The sequence below is a fragment of the Methanosarcina sp. genome (assembly GCF_035390745.1).
GTDB lineage: Archaea > Halobacteriota > Methanosarcinia > Methanosarcinales > Methanosarcinaceae > Methanosarcina.
On the sequence record NZ_DAOOUJ010000006.1, the window covers coordinates 1 to 21970 of the forward strand.

Consider the following 21970-nt stretch of genomic DNA (forward strand, 5'->3'; position numbering starts at 1 on the left):
ATTTTTGATTCCTGATTTTTGATTCCTGATTTTTGATTCCTGATTTTTGATTCCTGAGTCTCAGTTAAAGTCGATGTCCGGCGAATCTACCAGAGTTCCTTTTTTATATATAAGCCCTAAAAGTTTCATCTTTTTTTCTCTGATAAGGACATCAGCAGGGTCTATTTCCAGAGCCCTGTCGTAAGCTGCCATAGCCTCTCCGTACCTTCCAAGATTTTCCAGAACTGAGCCTTTCTGGTACAGGGAAAAAATATCCTCGGAATTGACTTTAAGGACCTCATCATAGCATTCTATAGCTTTTTCATAATCCTTTAAATTGCTGTAGGCAAAACCCTTGAGGCACTTTATTCCCGGATGCTCAGGTACGATTTCGAGAGCTCTATTATAACAGTCCAGTGCTTCTCTGGATCTCCCCAGCCTGTCCAGGACAAAACCTTTCTGCAGCCAGGCATCAAAGTACCGGGGGTCCAGATTTAAGGCTTTATCGTAAAGCCTGAGTTTGTTCTCGTAATTATCAGTTTCACCTGCTGATATAAGGAGCTGCACGGGGTCCTTGATTTCGTCGGTTTTTTCTGCCGCTTCCAGCTCCTTTTGCTTTGCCTCAGTGTTTTCTGCAGTATTATTTTCCTCTGTCATTCTGGAATCCTCCGGTAAAGATCTGTTCGGACCCGTTTAGGAATCGTCTTCCATACCAGATTTTCAGGATTTATGCATGAAACCGGAAAATCAGGTATTGAGCACTTTCGTTTCAAACAAGATATACTTTTTCTGATTTGAGTCTCACTGAATAAACACAGCTTTACGCAAAAAATGCTTATTCAGAGAAATTATTTTTGCTAAAACCGGTTTATGCAGAAAACACAGCTGTTTGTAAAGAAAGTATTATTGGGATTCTCTGGCTTTCTGGCGGCCAATTCTCGAAAGAATTTCGACCTTGATATCAAGCGCAGGAGAAAAGCCAGGCTTCAATTCAAGTGCCCTATTACAGCTCTTCAGGGCTTCATCCTGTCGGTTCATTTCAGAAAGGACAAGCCCTCTGCATGCAAGAATTCCAGGATCTTCCGGTACAGCCTGAAGAGCCCTGTTATATGCTGCAAGAGCTTCCTCAGGCCTTCCCAGCTTGAAAAGCAGGTTTCCTGCAGCTTTCAGGGCTTCAAGGTAATCAGGCCTTATTTTGAGAGCTGAATTATATGCTTCAAGGGCTTCTTCTTTCCGATCAAGAGCGGAAAGGACTGAACCTTTTCCTGCCAGGGCTTCTGCATATTTCGGGTTTCTCAGGAGCACTTTTTCATAGGCTTCAAGAGCTTCTTCAAATCTTCCAAGCCCTGCAAGCACCACTCCTTTGTTATCCCATGCAATCTCAAAAGCCGGTTCAAGCTCAATTGCCCTGCTGTAAGCATCCACTGATTCTTCAAGCAGGCCCATTTCCGAAAGGATTACACCCCTGTTGTACCAGACCCTGAAGTCATCAGGGACTATTGCAATCACCTGCTCTATAAGCTGCAGGGAGGCTTCAAATCTTCTTGCTTTATAAAGAAGTAAGGATTTCTGAAAGAGCGCGGTGGCATTCTCAGGATCTTTTTCAAGCATTTCAGTACAGGCTTTGAGTTCGTCGAAGAAAGGTAGGGACGCATAAAGATCCCTGAGAGCAAGAAAAAGGGGCATGATCTCATGCTTATTTTCATTAGCAACCAAGGTTTTTGTCCCGGGGTTGTATGAAAAAACCGCCTTTTCTATTTCTTTAAGCGCTTTTTTCATTCCTGAAAAAGCAGCAGGGGAAAAAGGAGAATTATTTTTTATGTAAAGTACTTCCCTCAGATATTCCCCTGACTTTTTGTTAGTTCTGCTCCATAAAGCCTATGAAACATATTCTGATTCTTTCATAAATTTTTGCAGGTAGAGTCTCAGGGATGAGAGACTTTCTGCATGCTCCATGGCATCAAGAGCTGAAATCGCTGCTCTATAGTGCTGCCGGAGTTCTTTCAGGTAATCCTCTGTACTGGAGGGATAAGCCTGCATCTTAAAGCCCTTCTTACTTTTTCAGCCGCGGTCGGAAAAAGATCTGCATGAAGATTTTCTGTCAGGGGGTAAAAACTTACCTTTAGATGCAACTACCAGGTTTACGGCTGATCCTGCCGGCAGTTTTGTCCCCGGCTTTGGGTTCTGCCTGAGCACTTCTCCCACAATAACCCCTATAGGCAAGATCCCTTTTTGTTCAGTTACCTCTCCTGCTGAAAGCCCTGCCTCTTCCAGAGTCTTTCTGGCCTTTTCAATGGGCTGCCTTATCACATTTGGAACCTCAATATCTCCTTCAGGAGTTATGGAGCCTGCTTTTATTTCCTGTCCCTGAACACCTGCGCTTTCTCCAAGCAGTTCTTCAAGCAACTCAATTGCCCCACTGATCCTTAGAAGGGTTTCGCCCAGGATTTTCTTCCTGTTCTCGAGTTCTGCAAGTTTTAATTCAATGTCTTTAAGGAACTTCTGCCCGTTTTCGTATTCTGCCCTGAGCTCTATCAAACGCTTTTCAAGTTGTACATCCATAAGTCGTAAACCCCTTTAGATTTAATCAGGTATGTGATAAACGCGATTATCTTTTTATTCTCAATCAGTTTTCAGCTTTGATTCTTTATTGACATTTAGCTGTTCTCTTTTAACTTACCTGCATTTTGTTCTATTAAACTCTTTTTTGCTCCTGAATTTTCACTCAATCCATCAGTTAATTCTCTTTACAATTTCAACCCAATACATTTTAAGTTTTATATTTTGTACATCAGTGAAGTTTAAGGAAACAGCAGACTGGATTACTTCCTGCCCGATTTTTCTTCCTATATCCTGTCGTCCGCAAGAACTTCGTCCTGCATCGAGACTTACTGTATCCATGACCTTTTCCAAAAAACATATTTCTTAAAGGAAGTAAAGGATTACAGGCAGCAGAATCACTCCCATTGCATGAGATTTTCTGATATTCATAAAAGACGGGAGCATACCTATTGGAATGGAAATAATGAATATGAAGAGCCCGAAAAGCCCTGTAAAAAGGAAAGACATTATTGTAAGCCCCACAAGTACCCCGATGCAGAGTTTGGTGTAGTCGAGCTTTCTGAGCATATGATGGGCATTATTCCCTATCCAGACCGTGGAAAAGTAAGAAAACAAGGCAGTCAGGAGTATAGCGGTAAAAAAGAGCAGTATTACCTGAAAACCGAGAGACTCGACACCCAGTATCTCATTTATGGCAACCGTTGCCCCGCTTCGGGTCCTTCCTATAACAAGAAGAGCCACAAGCCCGAATATAGCATTTGAGGTATTCACTCCGGAAATAGAAACCATAAACTCCTTGGAGCTTTCAAGAGTCTGGTGATTCGAACGGGAGTCAGTATAAAGAGAGGACTTTCTCTCTCCGAGGACAGGTTCGGATGTTTCCTTTTTTATGAACCGCCTGTCGAAATCAGACCTTACAAAAAGCCCCACCAGAAGGGCAGCAATGGCAGAGGAAAGACCAGGCAGCCAGGCAACAAGGGAACCTGCTGCACTCCCGGTAAAAACACCTCTCAGTACCCTTTTTCGGGAAAGTTCAAATTTTGAAACAGATTCTTCAGGGATTTCAGATTTTGTGAGGAGGCTTATTATGAGCTGGGATGCCCCAAAAAGCCCGCTCAGAAGAGGAAGAAGGATGGAAGCTTCTCCGAACTTAATTACAGGGATCAGAAGGTCCTCTCTGGAAAAAGAAAAAAGCCCCAGAACTCCTGTGATAAGAAACAGAAAGAGTGCCATGGCTTTATATTTGTATTTTGCAGGCAAAGTCTGCTGCCCTTCCTCTTTTTCTTCTCCTCCTTTCTCGCTCGCAATCATAATAAATGCAATCACAATCAGAATCAATGCCATATTATCCTGCAGATAAGGATAAACAGCCCCGAAAAAGAGAGAAAAAGGCAGTACAAAGAGCATGGACGCAACCACAGATCCCGCACTCCCCAGAGCAGAGAGGCGCACAGCCTCTGCACCTGCGCCTTCGAGTAAGAGCCTGTGCCCGGGAAGTACTGCAAGCGCCGTGTCTGCTTCGGGTGCGCCTAAAAACACAGAAGGGATAACGTCGTGAAAAGTTTGCGATATTGCATTTGATAGGATCATAATAGCAATATAAAGTGGGGCAACTCCTCTCTCAGCCAGAAGAGGTGAAAAAGCTACAAGTGCCAGCGCAAAATTATTTGAATGAATGCCAGGCAACAGCCCTGAAACTATGCCAAGCAGATAGCCTGCGAGAACAGATAAAAAAAGCAGGAATAGAGAAACATCTTCCATTCTACGATACTCCGTGATGTAATTTATCCAGTACCGCTTAAACTTCTCAAAATAGTTTACATTTAAAGTATTAATACTTAGCTTCGTTATGTGAAAAAATTTATTCTATAGAGAAATTAAAGCTTTAAAGCGTTTATCCTAAACTGAAAAAAATAAGATTGCCGGAATGAATAAGAAAGAAAAGTGACAGAAAGAATAAGCTTGAAAGCGGGATAGATAATAAATACAAATAATATATAAATAGCAAATAAAAATATAACAGAAATAATAAATACAAAGAGAGTGAATAGATTAAGTAGAGAGAATAGATGAAGTCAAGTAAATGGGAACAGGATAAAAACATAAAGAGAAATACGAAAACTAAAGTAAACTTTATTAGAGTTTAAATTTTAAGCAAGAATTTTTAAATCTGATTATATAAATAGCTTTCCGTTGAAATGAAGCTATTTCAACAAACAAAGAGCTTCCCTGCAGCAGGCAGGATTCATAAACCTGTCAAAGGAAACAATTATAGTTTACTGGCTCGATAAGCCGCTTAAAAAATTTGAAAGCTTTTGTTCACATCAAAGAAAAAGAAAAATCATTTCCATTTATGTTTTATATCTAACAGTTATACTATAGGATGTAGTCCTAAATGCTAATATTGAATGGGGTTCATGAGAGCATTTAGCAAAAACAGCAGGGCAAATGAGGTTCGCCATTCCTCATTTCTGCTCTGGACAGCCCGGAACCCCACCCTCATGAGGCTGACTCGAGGTTTTTTGCCATTCCTCGGTCAGGGTTCGGAGAGGTTTCGGGAAAGGAGGCCGGAATGAGGTTCGCCATTCCTCAACCGGTCTCACGGATATCAGAAGCAATAGAGAAGTGTGGGGCAAATCCCTCTCTAAAACTGTTTTTACCCCCACTTCCACTCTATTCTTCAAACGGTCTTTTCGCTTTTTAAAATTCTTCCTCCCCATATTCTACCCTGCCTGAATGATCCTCCATTATATCACTTCCTCCTGCCGGGAAACATCAATAAGAAGAAACATCAATAAGAATAAATTCCGCAGGCGTGCATGAAGAGGCAGACTCCATATGGATTGCCTGCTCAAGTTCAATGCGGGCCTGATCCCCCTGCCCTATTCTCTGCCCGTTAACAGAGAGCTCACCGGCAGAAATGTAAATGAAAGCCCTGCGGTTATCCTGCATATTAAAATGGATAACATGTCCTTTGTCGAGACTGCTCCGGTAGATTGTTGCATCGGCGTTTATCTTCAGGGCGTTCTCAAATCCCTGGCCTGATGCGATCGGAAGCAAACGGTTTTGCCATTCAGATTCCTCAAACTTTTTCTGCGAATAAGAAGGCTCAAGACCGCGTATGGAAGGCAAAATCCATATCTGGTAAAAATGGAGAGCTTCTTTTCCTTTATTCACTTCGGAATGAAGTATGCCTCTACCTGCTGTAATGCACTGTACTTCCCCTTTTCCGAGGGCACCCCTGTTTCCCATATCGTCTTCATGCGTAATCTCACCTTCAAGCACAACCGATATAATTTCCATCTCGGAGTGAGGGTGAGTTGAAAACCCCCTGCCTGGCTGTACAGTATCATCGTTAAAAGCGCGCAGGCTTCCGAACTGGACATTATCAGGATCGTAATAGTTTGAAAAAGAAAAAAGCATGTAACTCTTCAGCCAGCCCGAATCCTCAAGATGCCTGACTTCTGCCGGAATAATTCTTATCATAAAAGGTCCCCTCTCTTCCCATGTAATTATTTGAGTACTTGAATAATAAGTAAGGTTTGATTGCTGAAAAGGATATACCTTTGGAAACATAGTTCAGTAACATAGTTAGAGGGGTCTCCTGATGAGGAAAAAATAATCAGGCTTCAACGGAATGCACGTAAAAAACAATATATACGAGCACTCCCTTTCCTAAAGGAGCCTGTTGCAGCTGAGATTCCTGTTTTTTTTCAGATAATCAGCAAAAAGTAAAAAAGGACTTCAAAAGGATTTCAAATGACAATTAAATGTAAAAAATGTAACCATGAAGCTATTATTTTTCAAAAATACTCCGGTATGCATCTCTGTAAAAGGCATTTTATAGAAGACGTTGAAAGGAAAATCAAGCTTACAGTCCGGAGAGATTACAGTATCAAGAAAAATGATGTAATAGCCGTTGCTCTGAGCGGGGGAAAGGACAGCTCGGTCGCTCTTTATGTTATGCATAAGATCCTGGGGAACAGGCCTGATATTCAGATCGTGGCAATTTCAGTTGACGAAGGGATACATGGATACCGCCCTCATTCCCTTGAGCTTGCAAAAAAGCTTACGGAAAAACTCGGAGTCCGGCATATCATAAGGTCATTTAAAGACGAACACGGCACAACCATGGACGAACTGGCTGTGATGGACCGCGAAAAAGGCACATGCAGCTACTGCGGCGTCCTCAGAAAAAGCATCCTCAACAGGGTAGCGCTTGAAATAGGCGCAACGAAACTGGTTACAGGGCATAACCTGGACGATGAAGCTCAGACCATTCTTCTTAACCATTTCAGGGGAGATATGGAGCGCATGGTCAGGCTCGCACCTCCTGCAGCAGTGGAAGGCCTTGTAATGCGGGCAAAGCCCCTGCGGAATATCCCTGAAAAAGAAGTCGCACTCTACGCCCTTATAAATTCCCTGCCCGTAGACTTCAGCGAATGCCCGTATGCCGGAGAAGCCCTCAGGGGAGAAATAAGGGAATTTTTAAACGGCTTTGAAACAAAGCATCCGGGCACCAAATATTCCCTGCTTCGGGGATTTGACAAGCTTGTCGGAGCCCTGGCAAAGGAACTCCCTCCAGCAAAAATAGAAAAATGCAGGATATGCGGGGATACCTGCACTGAAGATATCTGCCAGGCGTGTAAACTGCTGGGAAGGAAATGAAAAGGCAGAACTGAAATTAAGTAAAAAGGAAAAAATCAAAGAAAAGAAAAAAGTAGATTTCAGAATTTTTCAGGGCTTTTCAGGGTCTTAAGCTCTGGGTCTTTAAAACCCTTCGGGGTCAGAAAGAAGGTCATAAGGGTTATAGAGCTCTCTGTTCTCCCCTACCAGATAGAGCCGGGTCCACAGTACGGCAGTAAGAGGCTGCAGTATGAATATAGGCACAAAGTACGTAATGCCCGAAATAAGAATGCTTTGAGTGCCCAGAACTTCGCTTATAAGGCCGTTGACGAAAGCAAGCCCAACAGAAATTATCCAGATGAAGAAAACGTCGAGCTTATTCTCCTTGAAAAACCTGTAACCTGTTTTTAGAGCATCAAGAGGGTCCAGTTCGTCAATTACGAGGGCATAAGGGGCAATGGAAAGTACGATATTTAAGACCAGTAAATAGATTGTCCAGAACAGGATTCCTATGCCAAGTACTCCTATACCTTCTACAGGCATCTCGGGACTTTCTATCAGGCTTTTCAGATCCCCTATTGCCAGGGCTCCAGGAACGACAAATACAATGCCTGCAAGAAATAGCAGGGCGAGCATCAGGTTTGTAAGGAAAAGCCTGAAGCCGTTTTTAGAACCTGATCTGAACATATCGGAGAAAACAGTGTCTCCGGTCTCGGAAGCTTTTTTTGCCATCCCGATTGCCCCTGCTGTGAAAAAGGACTGCAGGAACATGCCAAAAAGGGAAAAAGCAAGAATCAAAGCTATTGAGCCAGGGATATTACTGGTAAATCCATTCCATAATATTGAGTAAAGTTCCTCATCAGAAAGTGTAGCAGGATCGATTCCGCTTCCCGATCCCGAAGTAAATAGCAGGGCAGCTATTAAGCCGAAGAAAAAGATATAAAGAATCAAACTAACAAAAAAATTCAGGACATATGGAATACAAATATTTAGATTTCTAACCCAGGTCTTGAACCCTCTATTCAGTATTGTTCCAAAATCTTCATACATGTGACACGACCTTCCAATTCAAAAGGCAGCGGCTCTGCACTCCCTCTGCAGCCATGTCCTGACTGGCTGCAAAAATAGGGCTCGTTTGCAGGCTCACATATCCTATTTTTGGGATACATATGTAGAGGATAAATATAAAATCTCTTGTTTCGGAACAGATAAAAACAGTGACGACAAATAATATAAGCAGCAGGCGATCACATGAAAAAGCTGGAAAACTACAACTCCCATGCAGTCCCGAATAGCTCCTCAGCATCCGAAAACTCCAGGAGATATACGGTCCCGGATAAATCCGAAATTGACAATATGCCAAAAGAAATACTTGTGCTCGGGCACTGCCTTCTTAACCCTCTTGCTAGAGTGAAAGGAGTAAAGCCAGCTTCCCCTGTTGACACAAAAAGCGCAAACGTGATCCAGCTCCCCTGCCCGGAATCGATGTACCTGGGAATGAGGCGCAGGGAAGTGACCAAAGATCAGCTCGACCACCCCTCCTACAGGCGCTTCTGCAGAGAAATCTTCACCCCGCTTGCAGACATGCTTGAAGACCTCGCAGCAAACGGCATAAATATCAGGATCATCGGCGTCCCGAAAAGCCCTTCCTGCGGAGTCAGAATAACAAGCGTCGGCGGCGAACCCGGAAAATCAAAGGAGTTCCACCACAGCCATGCCCAGGAACCCGGGGTGTTTATGGAAGAGATTATAAAAGAACTTAAAAGGCGCGGGGTCAGGTTTGAGATTGAGGATGCCCACACATCATGAAATTGAAGAGATCAAGTAGAAAATTAATGGGCTCGAATCAGTTGTTTGATGTATTCGGGGACTGAAGGAAGAATCTCGCATGTTTCTTTCTGCTTACTGTTTTTTTGTCGATATTATCTCCATAATCCGATTTTTTGCATTTTCCAGTATTCAGTAACTTTCCGCGTTTTCCAGATAATCAGCGCAAGCCACAGAAGATTTTGAAGAGCCATTATAACTTACAATTACGGCTGCGGTGAGCACAAGAATACATCCTGCAAGTGTGCCTGCTGAAAGAGTAACTCCGAGGAATACCAGATCAAAAAAAACACCTGCAACCGGCTCAATTAAAGCAAGGAGGCTTCCTGTTTGAGATTGAAGGTTTGCATACCCGATGGTCGTTAAAATTCCTCCTATGCCCACGGAAACTATCCCGAAAACAACCAGAATGAACAGGTTAGGGGCAAGAAAAGATAATGAAGTCTCAAAAGCAAAAGGCAGCATTAAGAGGCAGCTAATAGCAGTACCCCAGAAGGCGATTGCAAATTCTGAATGGTCTCTTTTCAGGACTCTCACGTTCATGATTATAACTGCAAGGACCATGCCTGCAAAGAGTCCGGATGCGATTCCTATCAAACGGCTTCCAGAAAATTCAAGGCTCCCAAACCCTCCTTCCGGCCGGATCACCAGATAAACACCTGAAATTGCGAGAAAAAGAGCTGCAATACTCTCCTTTCCGACTTTTTCTTTCAAAAGAAAAGGTGAAGCCAGCATCACATATACAGGAGCAGTATATTCAAGCAGGATGGCTATGGAGAAACAGGTCTCTTTTACACAAAGGAAATAAAAAAACATGTTTACCATAATAAAAATGCCCTGCAAGAGCAGGCGAAACTTTCTTTTTCCGGGTTTCAGTTCTCCAAGCCTGTTTGTTGCCAGAAGAAAAGTGAAAATAAAAATAAGCCCGAAAAGAAGGCGGTAAAATATTACTGAAGTTATGGGCAGGTTATGAATACTGGCAAGAAATAAGCCGGTCATCCCGTAGAGAATACAACCAAGCAGTACTGCCAGATGAGGACCATTTTTAACCTGGAACATAAGGCAGTAAAAAGCCTGATACATTTAAATAAGTTGTTGAGTCAGAGACTTTATGGATACTAAAATTGTAGTTTATTTATTTTTACTGGCTGTTATCGCAGCTGGTTCCGGATGCGCCTCCAGGCCGACCGAATCTTATGAAGATGTTAATAATGATTCAGCTGCCGACAATTCGGCTATTGAAGAAATAGAAGGGCTCTGGCTTGGCACTCTTAAGGTCCAGGGCGGAATGGAGATAAGGCTCTTATTTAACATTTCTACCAGTTCTGATGGTTCCGTTAATGTGACAATGGACAGCATTGACCAGGGGGCAAAAGGAATACCTGTAGATCTTATCACTTATAAAGACGGAAATCTGCACCTGGGGATAAAATCCATAAGTGGTACCTTTGACGGGACACTTAAAGAGGACGGAAATACAATCGAAGGGGAATGGAAACAATCCGGATTATCTTTTCCTCTTGTGCTTTCTCGGATTAATGAAACTCCTGACACTCGAAGAGAACAGGACCCTGTAAAACCCTACCCTTACAGCGAAGAGGAAGTCTCTTACGAAAATGAAGAGGCAGGAATAAAGCTTGCAGGCACGTTAACGATTCCGAAGTCTGAAGGTCCGTTTCCGGCAGTAATTTTGATATCCGGCTCCGGCCAGCAGAACCGTGACGAAGAAATCCTGGGACACCGCCCATTCCTCGTACTCTCGGATTATCTGACGCGCAGGGGAATTGCCGTGTTGAGGGTCGATGACCGGGGTGCTGGAGGATCTACAGGAAACTTCTCGCAGGCCACCACAGAAGATTTTGCGGGAGATGTAGTTGCCGGAATTGAGTACCTTAAAAGCCGCGAAGAGATAGACACTGCCCGGATAGGGCTGATAGGGCATAGCGAAGGAGGCTTAATTGCTCCTATAGTGGCGGTGGAATCTCCTGATGTTGCATTTATTGTGATGATGGCGGGTCCGGGCATCACAGGGGAAGAGATTCTGTACCTCCAGAGTGACCTTATTTCCAGGGCAGAAGGGGTAGATAATGAAACAATAGCCCGGAATGAGGCTCTTATGAAAAGCATATACTCTGTGGTAAAAGAGGAACAAAATGATACCTTAGCCGCAGAGAAACTTCAGAAGCTTATAATGGATGAGATGGAAAACATGAGCGAAGAAGAGAAAAAGAGTTCAGGTTACTCTGAAGAAGCCCTTGAAGCTCAGGTTAATGCTCAGGTTCAGAACCTTATCTCGCCCTGGATGCGCTTTTTCCTTACATACGACCCCGCCCCTACCCTGATGAAGGTAAAATGCCCTGTACTTGCGATAAACGGCGAAAAAGACCTTCAGGTGCCGCCTGAAGAAAATCTGCAGGCAATAGAGGAAGCCCTTAAAGCAGGGGGAAACAGGGATTATACGGTAAAAGAACTTCCAGGACTCAACCACTTATTCCAGACCGCCGAAACAGGATCACCATCTGAATATGCAAGAATTAATGAAACTATTTCACCAGCGGCTCTGGAACTGATAGGGGACTGGGTTTCTGAACACACATCTGATTTGGAAGACAAACAATGAAGATGTAAGCATTAGAAAAGCCGTATCTTTCTGTCATGCTCTATGAAGGAAAGCAGCCTCCTTTCATTATTTTTTTCGGAGGCTGTAACAGGCTACCTGCAGAGAAGTTCTATGACAGACGGAACCATGACAGACGGAACAGGTTATCAGAGTAGACAATTGTTTTTCAGGGCGTTAAGCCCTGTATGTTGAAATCCACTCCGGCCTCTCCGGCGGGTTTGCCTCAAGCATTTCTCTCCTGAAAAAAGGAAGTTCTTCCTCTATTGCATAGCTTTGCTTGGCGTATAGAATTGTATCGTGCCTCAGTTCGGTCCATGAGGAGAGAGAAGTGCTTAATTCTTTATCCTGCCAGGCATCGGTCTGCATAAAAGTAGGATAACCTGAGCCGTAGTCATTCAGGAGGGGCTGGAGGGAATAAAGCCAGGACCAGTAAAGGTTTCTGTTCCAGTCAGCTACACTGAAGTTAGAAAATTCAGAGTCCAGCTTATTATACTGAATGCTATAATTCTTATAACTGGAATCGTTCAGTTCGTCAAGCCAGTAAACAGCCCTTTCCGACCCCAGGAGGGCCATCGCGTCAAGCCCGCGAGGGAAGCCCCTGTTGTTTCCGAATTCGGAATCTATATAGGTAAAGGGCAACTGTTCCTGATTCCCTGTATACTCTTTCGTATAAGGTCCGGTGAGCCTTGAGAATATGTAAGAATCCGGAATAAAACGCTGCCCCATGAACCTGAAACCTTTTGTATCTTCAAGGAGTTCATCGGCCTGCTCAGCAGTTAGAATTGACACTTCGTCTCTTAACCGAATCAAATTAATTTATCTTCTTTTATACAGGAACACTCCAAGCAGCCCGATAACGCAGTAAATCATTTCAAATCCGGGCATACTTATGTTTTCTTTCTCATGAATATCTGTGTTTTCTGTGTGTTCAGGTTCTGTTTTAATTTCAGATCCCGTACTTTCATTTTTCTGTTCAAACTCCTGAGTGTCAGGCTCGGGAAGTATTTCAGTTATATTTTCTTTTTCTGTAACCCGGCCTGATATTGCAAAAAATGAATAACCTGAAACGCTGGATGTCAAATAGAGATATCTATCATCTTCCTCTGACAGGCTGACAGGCATCTGTTCCCATGTTTTGTTGCTGTACCTGTTCAGGGTGATGGAGGCCTGGTCGATATTTTTGTCCTGCAGCCAGGATTTTTCAACCTTAAAGCAGATAACAGGATTTTCTATGTTCTCTGAGCTTGCAAACCCGCTGTTTCCTACCCAGACATTGAAGTACCTGTATACCTCTCCTTCAGTCAGGGTAGATGTGAGCGTGGATTTGTTTTTCAACTGCTCGACAATGGTTGTGGTTTTGCCAGCGGTCTTCTTTGCATCAAAGCCCAGATACACAACGCAGGTTGCATTCTTGGTGAAATTAAACTGTATGGGCTTCCCATTGGTGATGAAGACCTGGCAGAGTTCCTTTACTTCAACGTTCTTTGCAGGCTCAGGTGAACCACCACCACCGCCGCCACCACCGCTGCTGTGGCTGCTTCCTCCATCCTGTTCCTCACTGTCGTCTTCATCGCTGTCATCTTCATCACTGTCATTGTTGTTTTCACTGCTATTATCCAGCACTTCAAATTCCGATTTTGAGGCATACACCGTATTTCCATACGGACCTATGTCGATCCTGTTTCCGTTTGGTTCCGGCTCATTAGAATAATCCGATAAAGGGTCTCCTGCATCGATGCAAGGGGAACTTATGTTATCATTTACCCAGCTGCTCCCATCCCAGCGGCCCACTTTTGACTTCAGGTGATAGTCATGATTGTCCCGGTCTGCGTAAAGGGGATCTTCTGTTATATCCCAGGGAGATGCCTGAACATTTTTATAGTTGCCTCCCGAGTTGTTATATAAAGAATTATTCTGCAGGACAAAAGAGTGTGTGTTTGTGAGCTGGTTGTATATTCCATATCCTTCTTCTGCTTTTGATCCTCGTGTATTCGTTATTATGTTATTTTTGACTGTCATCACGTATCCTGAACCTTCAGGAGACAGATAATACGTTTCTTTCTGTGCAATCCCGCTCCCGTATGCCCCATCAATCACGTTGTTTTCAATGAGCAAATTGAACCCTTCGGACAGGATTCCGCCTACTATTTCGCTGCCTGAATTAGTGCCGGTATCATAGATCTGGTTATGGTGGATGTGGACATTTACTGAAGACGTTGAATAATTCCCTGATCCGAAAACCAGAATTCCTGACAGTGCAGTGTCGTGTATTATGTTATTGTATATCTCAATATCATCCATTGAGGAATCTGACCCCTCCTTCTGGATTTCGATTCCTGCACCCCCGGAACCTCTGGAGGTAATGGTATTATTGTAGAAACTTGCATGGTTTGTATTGTATAATCTCAGTCCGCTGTTCGTTCTGCAGGTTATTGTGTTGTTGAAGGCTTCCACGTTTGAACAGACAATGGCATATAAAACATCATGTCCCAGTAAGTATGCTTCATTATCATGGAATTTTATGTTAGAACAATTGTCAGCCCTTAAGCCGTCCCCGTGGTTATTGGTAAGATTCATATTATACACATTTATATTCTGACAACTGCTCAGGTGGATAAGAGTGTAGTAGCCATCTCCACTAACCACATTTGTATTACCTTCCCGGTTTCCATCAATGGTGAAACCGCGTATGGTAATGCCATTACTGCCTGAACTTTTTCCCTTAATTAATGGTTTATCGGATGACCAGCCAGCACTACTGGCAAGCTTTATTGTTGCATTGGAATCCCCTTCAAGAGTTGTGTTGCTGCCAATCTGAAGAGTATCATCTATGATATATGTAAAAGGCCCCTTGAGATATACTGTTGTATATTCCGCGTTTTCGGCAACGTATGTAAGGGCCTCGTTAATCTGTACCTGATCGTTATCACCAGAACAGTTGAAATCACCGCTTCCATCTCCCGCAACGTAGACTACCGGTGCAGGTGTCATGCATAAAGCAACAGGAAGACATGTAAGTATTAAGAAGACTGTAATAAAAAAGAGCTTTAACATCCGATTAAACAACTCTATCACCATAGATCATCTGCATCTTGAATTCACATTTTAACAGTTCCTCAATTCAACTGTACAAATCCTGAAAATCTAATATTTAAACTGGAGATTAGATCACAAACCTGGACTCAGAAGATCCAGTGTACGTCCACTAAAGAGTCTGAGGGAACACCTTGCTTTCTCCAAATCTTACATAAGTATCCCTGAGCAGAAAGATAAGCAAACATTTCAGGAATCAGCTTTTTTTCCTTGAAACCTTTGTTTCAATATCCCCTGTGAATTATCAGGTTAAGTGAAAATTTTTTGTAATTGCTTCCCCCTGGGAAAGAGTATCAATAGCCATATTTTTGATGTCAAATGGGAAAATTCAGGAGAATTGATACTGTATCCTGGCTGACTATTGATGGCGTTCTTTCTTTCGACGGCGTTCATCTGTTTCATATCAGTCTGCAATCATATTTCTTAGTGCAGTCAAAATCAACATCATTCGACTGATTCGGGCATGTGAACTTGTGAAAAATTACGCCTGTGGAGGTAACTATCAAAGTTTATATGTATTATTTACACTTGAGAGATTTACACCTGGAAGTTTTTAATTTTTTACTTAACTATAACTACCTTAAACTTAGTATAAATATTTATCCAGTTTGAATGTCATATACAAAACATCTGGAACGAATGTAAGTATAAAGAAAAAGATTTTTAACAAATTATAGGGATTAAAAGTATGAAATAAATCACTCAGTTTATATCGCTTATACGTTTGATTCCTGAAAATTAATAATAAGATATGAATAAATCGGCAGAAATGTTTACTGTCTTGTTTTTCTCTCTTATCCCCGCTTACCCTGAAACTTAACCTTTTTAAAATAGGTAAAAATTAGATGGCATTACCGGTTATTCCTGCCATCTAATTGCTATTTATTCAATTCTATCTTCTTTTATACCGGAAAACTCCAAACAGCCCGATAATACAATAAATTATTTCAAATCCGGGCGTTTTTAAACTTTCTTTCTGGGATATGCTTGTGTTTTCTTTCTGCTCAGACTCCTTTTCAACAACAGACTCAATATTTCCATTTTGTTCCTCATTATCAGGCATCTTTTCAATCACAATTTTTTTTGCCGTAATTGCAAATGGCGAGAATCCCGGAGTTTCCGAGATAAAATACAGATATCTGTCATCTCCTCCGAGCAGAGTGGTCGGAAGTTCATTCCATTTTTTGTCACTGTACCTGTTCAGGATAATCGAAGACTGGTCAATGTCTTTATCCCCTATCCAGGATTTTTTTACCCTGAAAGATACAGCCGCATTTTCTACATTCTTTTCAGTTGCATATCCTTCGTTTCCAACCCAGATATTCAGATATCTGTAAACCTCTCCCTGGGGTGCTTCCGGGGTAAGGGTGGATTTATTTTTCAGCATTTCAACAATAGTTGTTGTTTTTCCAGCTGTCTTCTTTGCATCAAAGCTCAAATCAACAACAGCAGTGGCATTCTTAGGGAATTTAAAGTTTACATGGTTTCCGTTCGAGATGAATACCTGGGAAAGTTCCTTTACCTCAACGTTTTTTGCAGGTTCTGGAGAACCGCCTCCGCCACCGCCGCCACCGCTGCCGCCGTTGCTTCCTCCATCGTCATCATCTTCTTCTACAGTTATTGAAGCGGTTTTTGAAGAAGTTCCTCCTGCGTTGCCCACTACAAGGTTGACATTAAAGGTTCCTGCCTTGTAATAAGTATGCACCGGGTTCTGCTCGGTTGAAGTAGAACCATCTCCGAAGTCCCAGTTCCAGGAAACTGGAGCCCCGGTACTGGTGTCGCAAAACTGAACCTTTAAGGGGGCATTTCCTGATTTTACATCAGAGTAGAAATCAGCCGAGGGAGGCTGGGGAAGTACTGTAATATAATTTTCTTTTCGAGTCTGGTTTGATCCTTCTTCGTTTGACACGGTCAGCGTGACAGAATAACTTCCCACAGCAGAATATTCATGTTCCGGATTCTGGAGTTTTGAGGTATTTCCGTCTCCAAAGTCCCACACCCAGGATGTTCTAACTCCGGTTGACGTGTCCGTGAATGCTACACTCAGCGGCTGATGTCCCTTTGTGCAATTACTGGTGAAATTGGCAATCGGAGTTGCCGGCTCAACAACAGTGATTGTCTGAAGCATCGAATCGCTGGAAACGTCATTTGTTACCGTCAGATTAGCCGCATAAGTTCCTGGAGTTGTATACACATGAGTAACATTTGCAGTAGTGCTAACAGGTGAACCGTCTCCAAAGTCAAGCAGCTCGACGGTCTGGTTGGAGCTGTAATCCGTAAAGGTCACATTTTTCCCGGCAAATATATTATTTGCAGAAACTGTGTAATTTGCAGTCACATTAGAGAACCTGGCAGGCCGCACCCAGGACGAATTTCCCAGATCTCCCATGCGATAAAATACTCCACCATGCTGGCTGGTATAGTTTAGAATTTCATCCAGTCTTGCTGTTGATACTTGATATCTGTCAGTAACGTTTGGAGTAATTGTATGCCCGTATAACACCAGCACTTTGTCTGTTGCTATTGCATAGTCAATTCCAGATTCGATAGACTGCAGGCTGGTATCAGTATGTTCATCTATTTCAACACCATACAGAAGTCGGTCATTATCCCAATCGTAATAAGCCAGTGGCGTTTCATTTACATTATTATTTATAACATCGGGTACCCCTGTTCTAAGCGTCCGGAAATAAGGGGCAGCTATATTATCACTGTCTGTAGTCCTGTCCGAATAGGGGTATGCCAGAGTATAAACAGGATAACCATAACAGGTAATTTCCACGATGTTCGGGTAGATTTCCTGGTCCAGCCATTCTGCAGAAGTATTATTTATTAGAAACAATCTTGAGTTGGTGTGATTATACCCGTGAGCAGCTATTTCCCACCCGGCGGAATGAAGTGCATTCAGTTCGTCTACTAAAGTCTGCGTGGGTATCTCTCTATTGCTTATTTTATTTACGTTAATAGTGCATGCAGCATTATACTTCTGAAATATTGACAGATATTTATAACATGTATCGATATGTCCTGTATCATCCCAGGATAGAGCAATGCCCCCCGGTCTATTTGAGTCCCTTATACTGTGGATATCGTTTACATACAAATCCAGGATTTCAGATGAATTCAGTGTCCTGTTGTACGCATAAAAAGCATATATTGTCCCGTCCAGCCCGTATGAAGAATCAGAGGACGATCCTATTGTCCAGCTGTTTGTGTCATAGCTGGAACCTAAAACAGTTGCTGTATAATCTACGCCTTTTCCGCTGGCAATTCCATTGATATATAATTGGGCGTGAGAACCGTCATATGTTACAATAGCTTCATAATCCTCATAAGGTTCTATCTGGCATTCACTGTAACCAGAAATAGTATGACCATCTGCATAAATTTCATATATTATCGTCGAATTCGTATGGTCAATGAGAATACTGCATGTGTTATTGCCTTTAGAAACCAGATATGTACAATTGGTCGGATTGCTGCAATTATAACTGAAAAAGACCCCGAATGTTATATGCGGATCGGTAAATGTCAGCTGCTCATTTTCAGGTATTGTTATTCTGTTCTGGCCGTTAAAATGTCTTGCCGTCTGTCCGGTTGGCAGAATAAAGGCTGTACTGCCGTAATTTATGCCGTTGTTTCCATGTCCCGAATTGTCAATTATGGTATTTCCAGTATCTTCACACCAGTTATAATATACAAGCTGGTTTGCATCTGCATACGCAGTACCAGCCAGACTTAATACAAATAGTAGAAATAGTCCATATTTTACATATGGTTTTAACTTACTAAATTTCATTGTGATCAGACCTCTTTAATGAAAAAACCGTTTTTAACTTACATAGCGATTAAGAGCCTCCTTTTTTGAATTGAAATGAAACTTTTTGATAACTTGAGAGGGGGGTATTCTCCCTGAAATCCGCTGTAATTCTATTGCTGTCCTGGAAGTGTAGTCCTGTATGGATCTGTGTGTTTTGTTGGATCTTTTTTAGACTATAATATGTTCAAAAGCACTTCTTTACCAGAAATTTCAACATTAAAATAAAAATTCAGTCTGGTTTTGAACAATAATCCGTACACTAAATAAAATAAAGAAAACAGTCATAATACGACATTGTAATATTTATAACTAAGTGTTGTGCCCTATAATGAATTCAATAATTATTGAATTTAAAAAGATAGAGATAGTAGTAACTCAAGCATTCAAATTTAAGTTGCTTGGTTGCGTATAGATTGATTGTGTAATATGTGAAACATAATTAATGAGAAGGCATCTGAAAGAAATGAAAATAGAAAAAATTAAAATGAAGTTGAGAAAAAATTAGACTAAAGTTGAGAAAAAAATTAAGAAATGTATGTGTAAGACCACTCCGGCCTCTCAGGCGGTTTTTCCTCCAGCATTTCTCTCCATTTCTCATCAGTCAGGCGTTCGTCCATGGGCTGTTTGAACTCGTAATAACTCATCACGGGTCCGGCCCCTATAAGGATTCTGCCGTCAGGAAGCTTATACGCAACTATGATCATATCCACATATCCAACTCCCTCTTCGAGGACGGCTTCCGTATTTGCGTCTGTATGGACATCAGCCACCACTGTGGTTTTTCTGGCTTTCTCATCGACATCGGCTATGACGCCTTCAAGCTGGCTTCCAAAGTTCTTGATAAACTCGTAATCTTCTTCTGTCAACTCTTCATTTTCGAGTTCCTTTTCTGAAATTGCCTGAAGCCTTGAAAGAATGCTTTCAAGCTCAGCAAGCCTTGATTTCGAAACCGGGTCAAGCACGCCCATTTCGTCCAGACCCCGATTTGTCATTTTCGTCAGGGCAAGAAGCCTGGCGTAAAAGTCCGGAACTGGCTCTACATATCCCACAAAAGGCTTTTCTTCAGGCGGTTCCATTGCAGACTCCTCAAGTACTGTATAACTCTGTTTGGCATAGAGAATAGTATCGTGCCTCAGTTCTGTCCAGGACGCCAGTGAAGTGCTCAGTTCCTTATCCTGCCATGCAGTGGTTTGCATGAATGTCGGATATCCGTTTTCATATTCCTTCAGGAGGGGCTGGAGAGAATAAAGCCAGGACCAGTAAAGGTTTCTATTCCAGTCAGCTGTGCTAAAGTTTGAAAACTCCGAATCAAGTTCTCCATACTTTACACTGTAATTTTCGTAACTGGAATCATTCAATTCGTCAAGCCAGTAAACAGCCCTTTCCGAACCCAGGAGAGCCATTGTGTCAAGCCCGCGCGGGAAACCGCGGATAGGTCTTCCTGCCCCCGAGATGACTAAAGTGAAAGGCTCTTCCTTTTCTCCCTGGTATTCACCCGTATAGGCTCCCACCATATTTGAGAAAACATAAGAGTCAGGGATGAAGCGCTGCCCCATGAACCTGAAACCTTTGGTATTTTCCAGGCATTCGTCAGCCTGTTCAGGCGTGAAAGGCGGTTCCAGAACACAGTTCCCTGTGCCGCCGTAAATCTGCGGGCTCTGGTATTCGGCAAGCACAGTTTTCATTTCTTCTATTGCCGTTTCATTAAATTCCCTGTCTTCACTTCCGAAGACCAAGTCCATGGCTTCCATATATTCATAAGGCCCGAGATCGTCGGAAAAGCCCACATAAAAAGCCGTTACCCCATAGATCCTGTCCCAGTTTTCAAGAAGCTCAGGCTCTTTTTCTAGCTGGGAAGAGATCAGGCTTGCCTGAATTGTCTGGATCCGTGCATCCTTTGCAGGGTCTTCGGATTTTATCAGTTCGCCTTTCAGAAGCATGCTCATTCTGCCGTGCCACATGAAGGCTTTGAAGTAATTCTGCAGTTTTTCGGAACGGGTGTAATGACCTCTCGGTATGTACTGGGAATAATCTTCCTCATACAGGAAAATCGGAGAAACGGCAAAGCCTTCGTGTGATTCTATCAGGGCAAGTTCTGCTTCAACATCTTCCTTTACAAATGAAGGAATCTCAAACTGGTATTTTTCTGCCGAACCTGCAGGGAAAAGACCCTCATCAACAAAGTCGTAGGATTCTTCTGCCGCCTGTACCTGTGAGGGTTTCGGCTGGAGCAGGCTCAGTGCAACTGCAAAGTAAGCTGCATTTCTCCTTGCGGCTTCCTTTTCTTCCCCTGAAGAGCTGTTGTATTCTTCGACCGAGGCATTCATCAGAGCAAGGTCGGTCTCCCATATAGCATCATAAAACTCGTTTTCTTCTATCTGACGCAGGGTCTCATCAAACTGGATATGATATAGGTGCAGAAGGGAATCCGTGGTAATAAAAACAGGAATTTCATCTTCTTTGAGGGTCACATACATTGAGGTTATATCCTCTTCTGCAGGGTTGTAGGGGTTTTCTACTACCACAAAACCGTTATTTTGCAGAACTTCAAGATCAGACCCTTTAAGAGGAACTTTACCGGAAAAGGTTTCATAATTTGATATTTCATCCTCTTCCAGGGGCAGCTCATAAGAAGGCACTTTTAACTCGACATCCAGGGCTTCCAGGCTGTAGTTTATCGGCAGGGAGGCGCCCTGACCCAGAAACCCAGAGTAAGTTAAGGCTTCTGTTTTGAGTATATCTGCGGCGTAGCCGCCTGCGTCCTGCTCTGAATTCTGATCAGAACAGCCCGCAAAAAAAACAAAGAGCAAAACCATCAGGTAAACTGATGCCAATCTGATTCTTCGGTCCATTACTATACCTCGGGCAAAACCAGTAAAAAAGAAGTCAACGTAAAAATAATTGATTTTTTACATATAAAAAAAGAGACGCCCTTTTTCCTGTTATTCGTGAGGGCTAAACGGGTCGATCTTGAATAACAAAATCATGAATATTGCAGTTACAGCTCCTGAACTTAATAGAAGCGGATCTCTGGTTATGCAAAGAACTGCGCCTGCGATGAGCAAGAAAAACCCTGATATCAGTAAAATCTTAAATATTCTGTCCAAATTTTTTCGCCCCTTTACTTCCCATTTTTGGTATCTAAAGTTATTTTAGTTAAAGGTTAAAAGACACTGAAATGTACCCTAATTCCCCATCATTAATTGTTTCTCTTTGGTTATTTATTTTTCCACAAACCATTTATTCTTTTGTTAAACTTCGAACCATTTTGAAGTTATTCTCTGAAAACTAAGGCTACTGCTTGCGGAAAATTTAAATAAACTCAGATTTCAAAAACTCGAGAACCAAACATTCTTACAAAAGAGAGGATAAAGATTTTCAGTTTTAGTAAGAAAAATTCAGGAATATTTAAAAATTGAAGTTGACAGTCTTTTCATTAAAAA

General features: G+C 42.4%; 15 protein-coding genes and 1 pseudogene. 3 read left to right on the forward strand and 13 right to left on the reverse strand.

Features of this window, described 5'->3' with window-relative positions; all coding sequences use genetic code 11:
* Positions 1 to 60: 60 nt before the first annotated feature.
* From PLL47_RS02915 to PLL47_RS02945, 7 genes are all read right to left on the reverse strand, one after another.
* Positions 61 to 636 carry a tetratricopeptide repeat protein gene (locus tag PLL47_RS02915; protein ID WP_324444607.1) on the reverse strand — a complete coding sequence of 192 codons (576 nt, stop codon included), beginning with the start codon at positions 634 to 636 and terminating at the stop codon, positions 61 to 63.
* Between the two features lie 246 nt (positions 637 to 882).
* Positions 883 to 1758 (reverse strand): tetratricopeptide repeat protein, encoded by an 876-nt coding sequence (locus PLL47_RS02920; protein WP_324444609.1) that lies wholly within the window; start codon positions 1756 to 1758, stop codon positions 883 to 885.
* Between the two features lie 99 nt (positions 1759 to 1857).
* Positions 1858 to 2019: a hypothetical protein gene (locus PLL47_RS02925; protein WP_324444611.1), complete on the reverse strand. Its 162-nt coding sequence runs from the start codon at positions 2017 to 2019 to the stop codon at positions 1858 to 1860.
* A gap of 21 nt (positions 2020 to 2040) precedes the next feature.
* Positions 2041 to 2541 (reverse strand): PASTA domain-containing protein, encoded by a 501-nt coding sequence (locus PLL47_RS02930; protein ID WP_324444613.1) that lies wholly within the window; start codon positions 2539 to 2541, stop codon positions 2041 to 2043.
* Positions 2542 to 2712: 171 nt separating this feature from the next.
* Complete coding sequence (locus PLL47_RS02935; protein WP_324444615.1) at positions 2713 to 2880, reverse strand: hypothetical protein; 168 nt, start codon at positions 2878 to 2880, stop codon at positions 2713 to 2715.
* 24 nt (positions 2881 to 2904) lie between these two features.
* Positions 2905 to 4302, reverse strand: coding sequence for a tripartite tricarboxylate transporter permease (locus PLL47_RS02940; RefSeq protein ID WP_324444617.1), 1398 nt, complete (start codon positions 4300 to 4302; stop codon positions 2905 to 2907).
* 1014 nt (positions 4303 to 5316) lie between these two features.
* The gene (locus PLL47_RS02945) at positions 5317 to 6027 is read right to left on the reverse strand and encodes a pirin family protein (protein WP_324444619.1); all 711 of its coding nucleotides are present in this window, start codon (positions 6025 to 6027) and stop codon (positions 5317 to 5319) included.
* A 273-nt stretch (positions 6028 to 6300) separates the two neighbouring features.
* On the opposite strand from PLL47_RS02945, the gene PLL47_RS02950 reads away from it, so the two are divergent.
* The gene (locus tag PLL47_RS02950) at positions 6301 to 7209 is read left to right on the forward strand and encodes a TIGR00269 family protein (RefSeq protein ID WP_324444621.1); all 909 of its coding nucleotides are present in this window, start codon (positions 6301 to 6303) and stop codon (positions 7207 to 7209) included.
* Between the two features lie 102 nt (positions 7210 to 7311).
* On the opposite strand, the gene PLL47_RS02955 is transcribed toward PLL47_RS02950, so the two are convergent.
* Positions 7312 to 8118, reverse strand: a complete 807-nt coding sequence (locus tag PLL47_RS02955; protein WP_324444623.1) for a DUF7847 domain-containing protein — start codon at positions 8116 to 8118, stop codon at positions 7312 to 7314.
* A 300-nt stretch (positions 8119 to 8418) separates the two neighbouring features.
* Here PLL47_RS02955 and PLL47_RS02960 point away from each other — a divergent pair, with 300 nt between their 5' ends.
* Entirely contained in the window at positions 8419 to 8976 is a 558-nt protein-coding gene (locus PLL47_RS02960; protein ID WP_324444625.1) for a hypothetical protein, read from the forward strand.
* Positions 8977 to 9126: 150 nt separating this feature from the next.
* Here the strand turns inward: PLL47_RS02960 and PLL47_RS02965 are convergent, their stop codons facing one another.
* Positions 9127 to 10053: a DMT family transporter gene (locus PLL47_RS02965; RefSeq protein ID WP_324444627.1), complete on the reverse strand. Its 927-nt coding sequence runs from the start codon at positions 10051 to 10053 to the stop codon at positions 9127 to 9129.
* 52 nt (positions 10054 to 10105) lie between these two features.
* On the opposite strand from PLL47_RS02965, the gene PLL47_RS02970 reads away from it, so the two are divergent.
* Positions 10106 to 11614, forward strand: a complete 1509-nt coding sequence (locus tag PLL47_RS02970; protein ID WP_324444629.1) for an alpha/beta hydrolase family protein — start codon at positions 10106 to 10108, stop codon at positions 11612 to 11614.
* Between the two features lie 255 nt (positions 11615 to 11869).
* Here the strand turns inward: PLL47_RS02970 and PLL47_RS02975 are convergent.
* The 4 genes and pseudogenes from PLL47_RS02975 to PLL47_RS02990 all read right to left on the reverse strand — a co-directional run.
* A pseudogene (locus PLL47_RS02975) lies at positions 11870 to 12391 on the reverse strand (DUF3160 domain-containing protein); the annotation flags it as partial.
* Positions 12392 to 12430: 39 nt separating this feature from the next.
* Positions 12431 to 14605, reverse strand: coding sequence for a PGF-pre-PGF domain-containing protein (locus PLL47_RS02980; RefSeq protein ID WP_324444631.1), 2175 nt, complete (start codon positions 14603 to 14605; stop codon positions 12431 to 12433).
* Between the two features lie 994 nt (positions 14606 to 15599).
* Entirely contained in the window at positions 15600 to 18506 is a 2907-nt protein-coding gene (locus PLL47_RS02985; RefSeq protein WP_324444633.1) for a PGF-pre-PGF domain-containing protein, read from the reverse strand.
* A gap of 545 nt (positions 18507 to 19051) precedes the next feature.
* Positions 19052 to 21379 carry a DUF3160 domain-containing protein gene (locus PLL47_RS02990; protein ID WP_324444634.1) on the reverse strand — a complete coding sequence of 776 codons (2328 nt, stop codon included), beginning with the start codon at positions 21377 to 21379 and terminating at the stop codon, positions 19052 to 19054.
* Between the last annotated feature and the right edge of the window lie 591 nt (positions 21380 to 21970).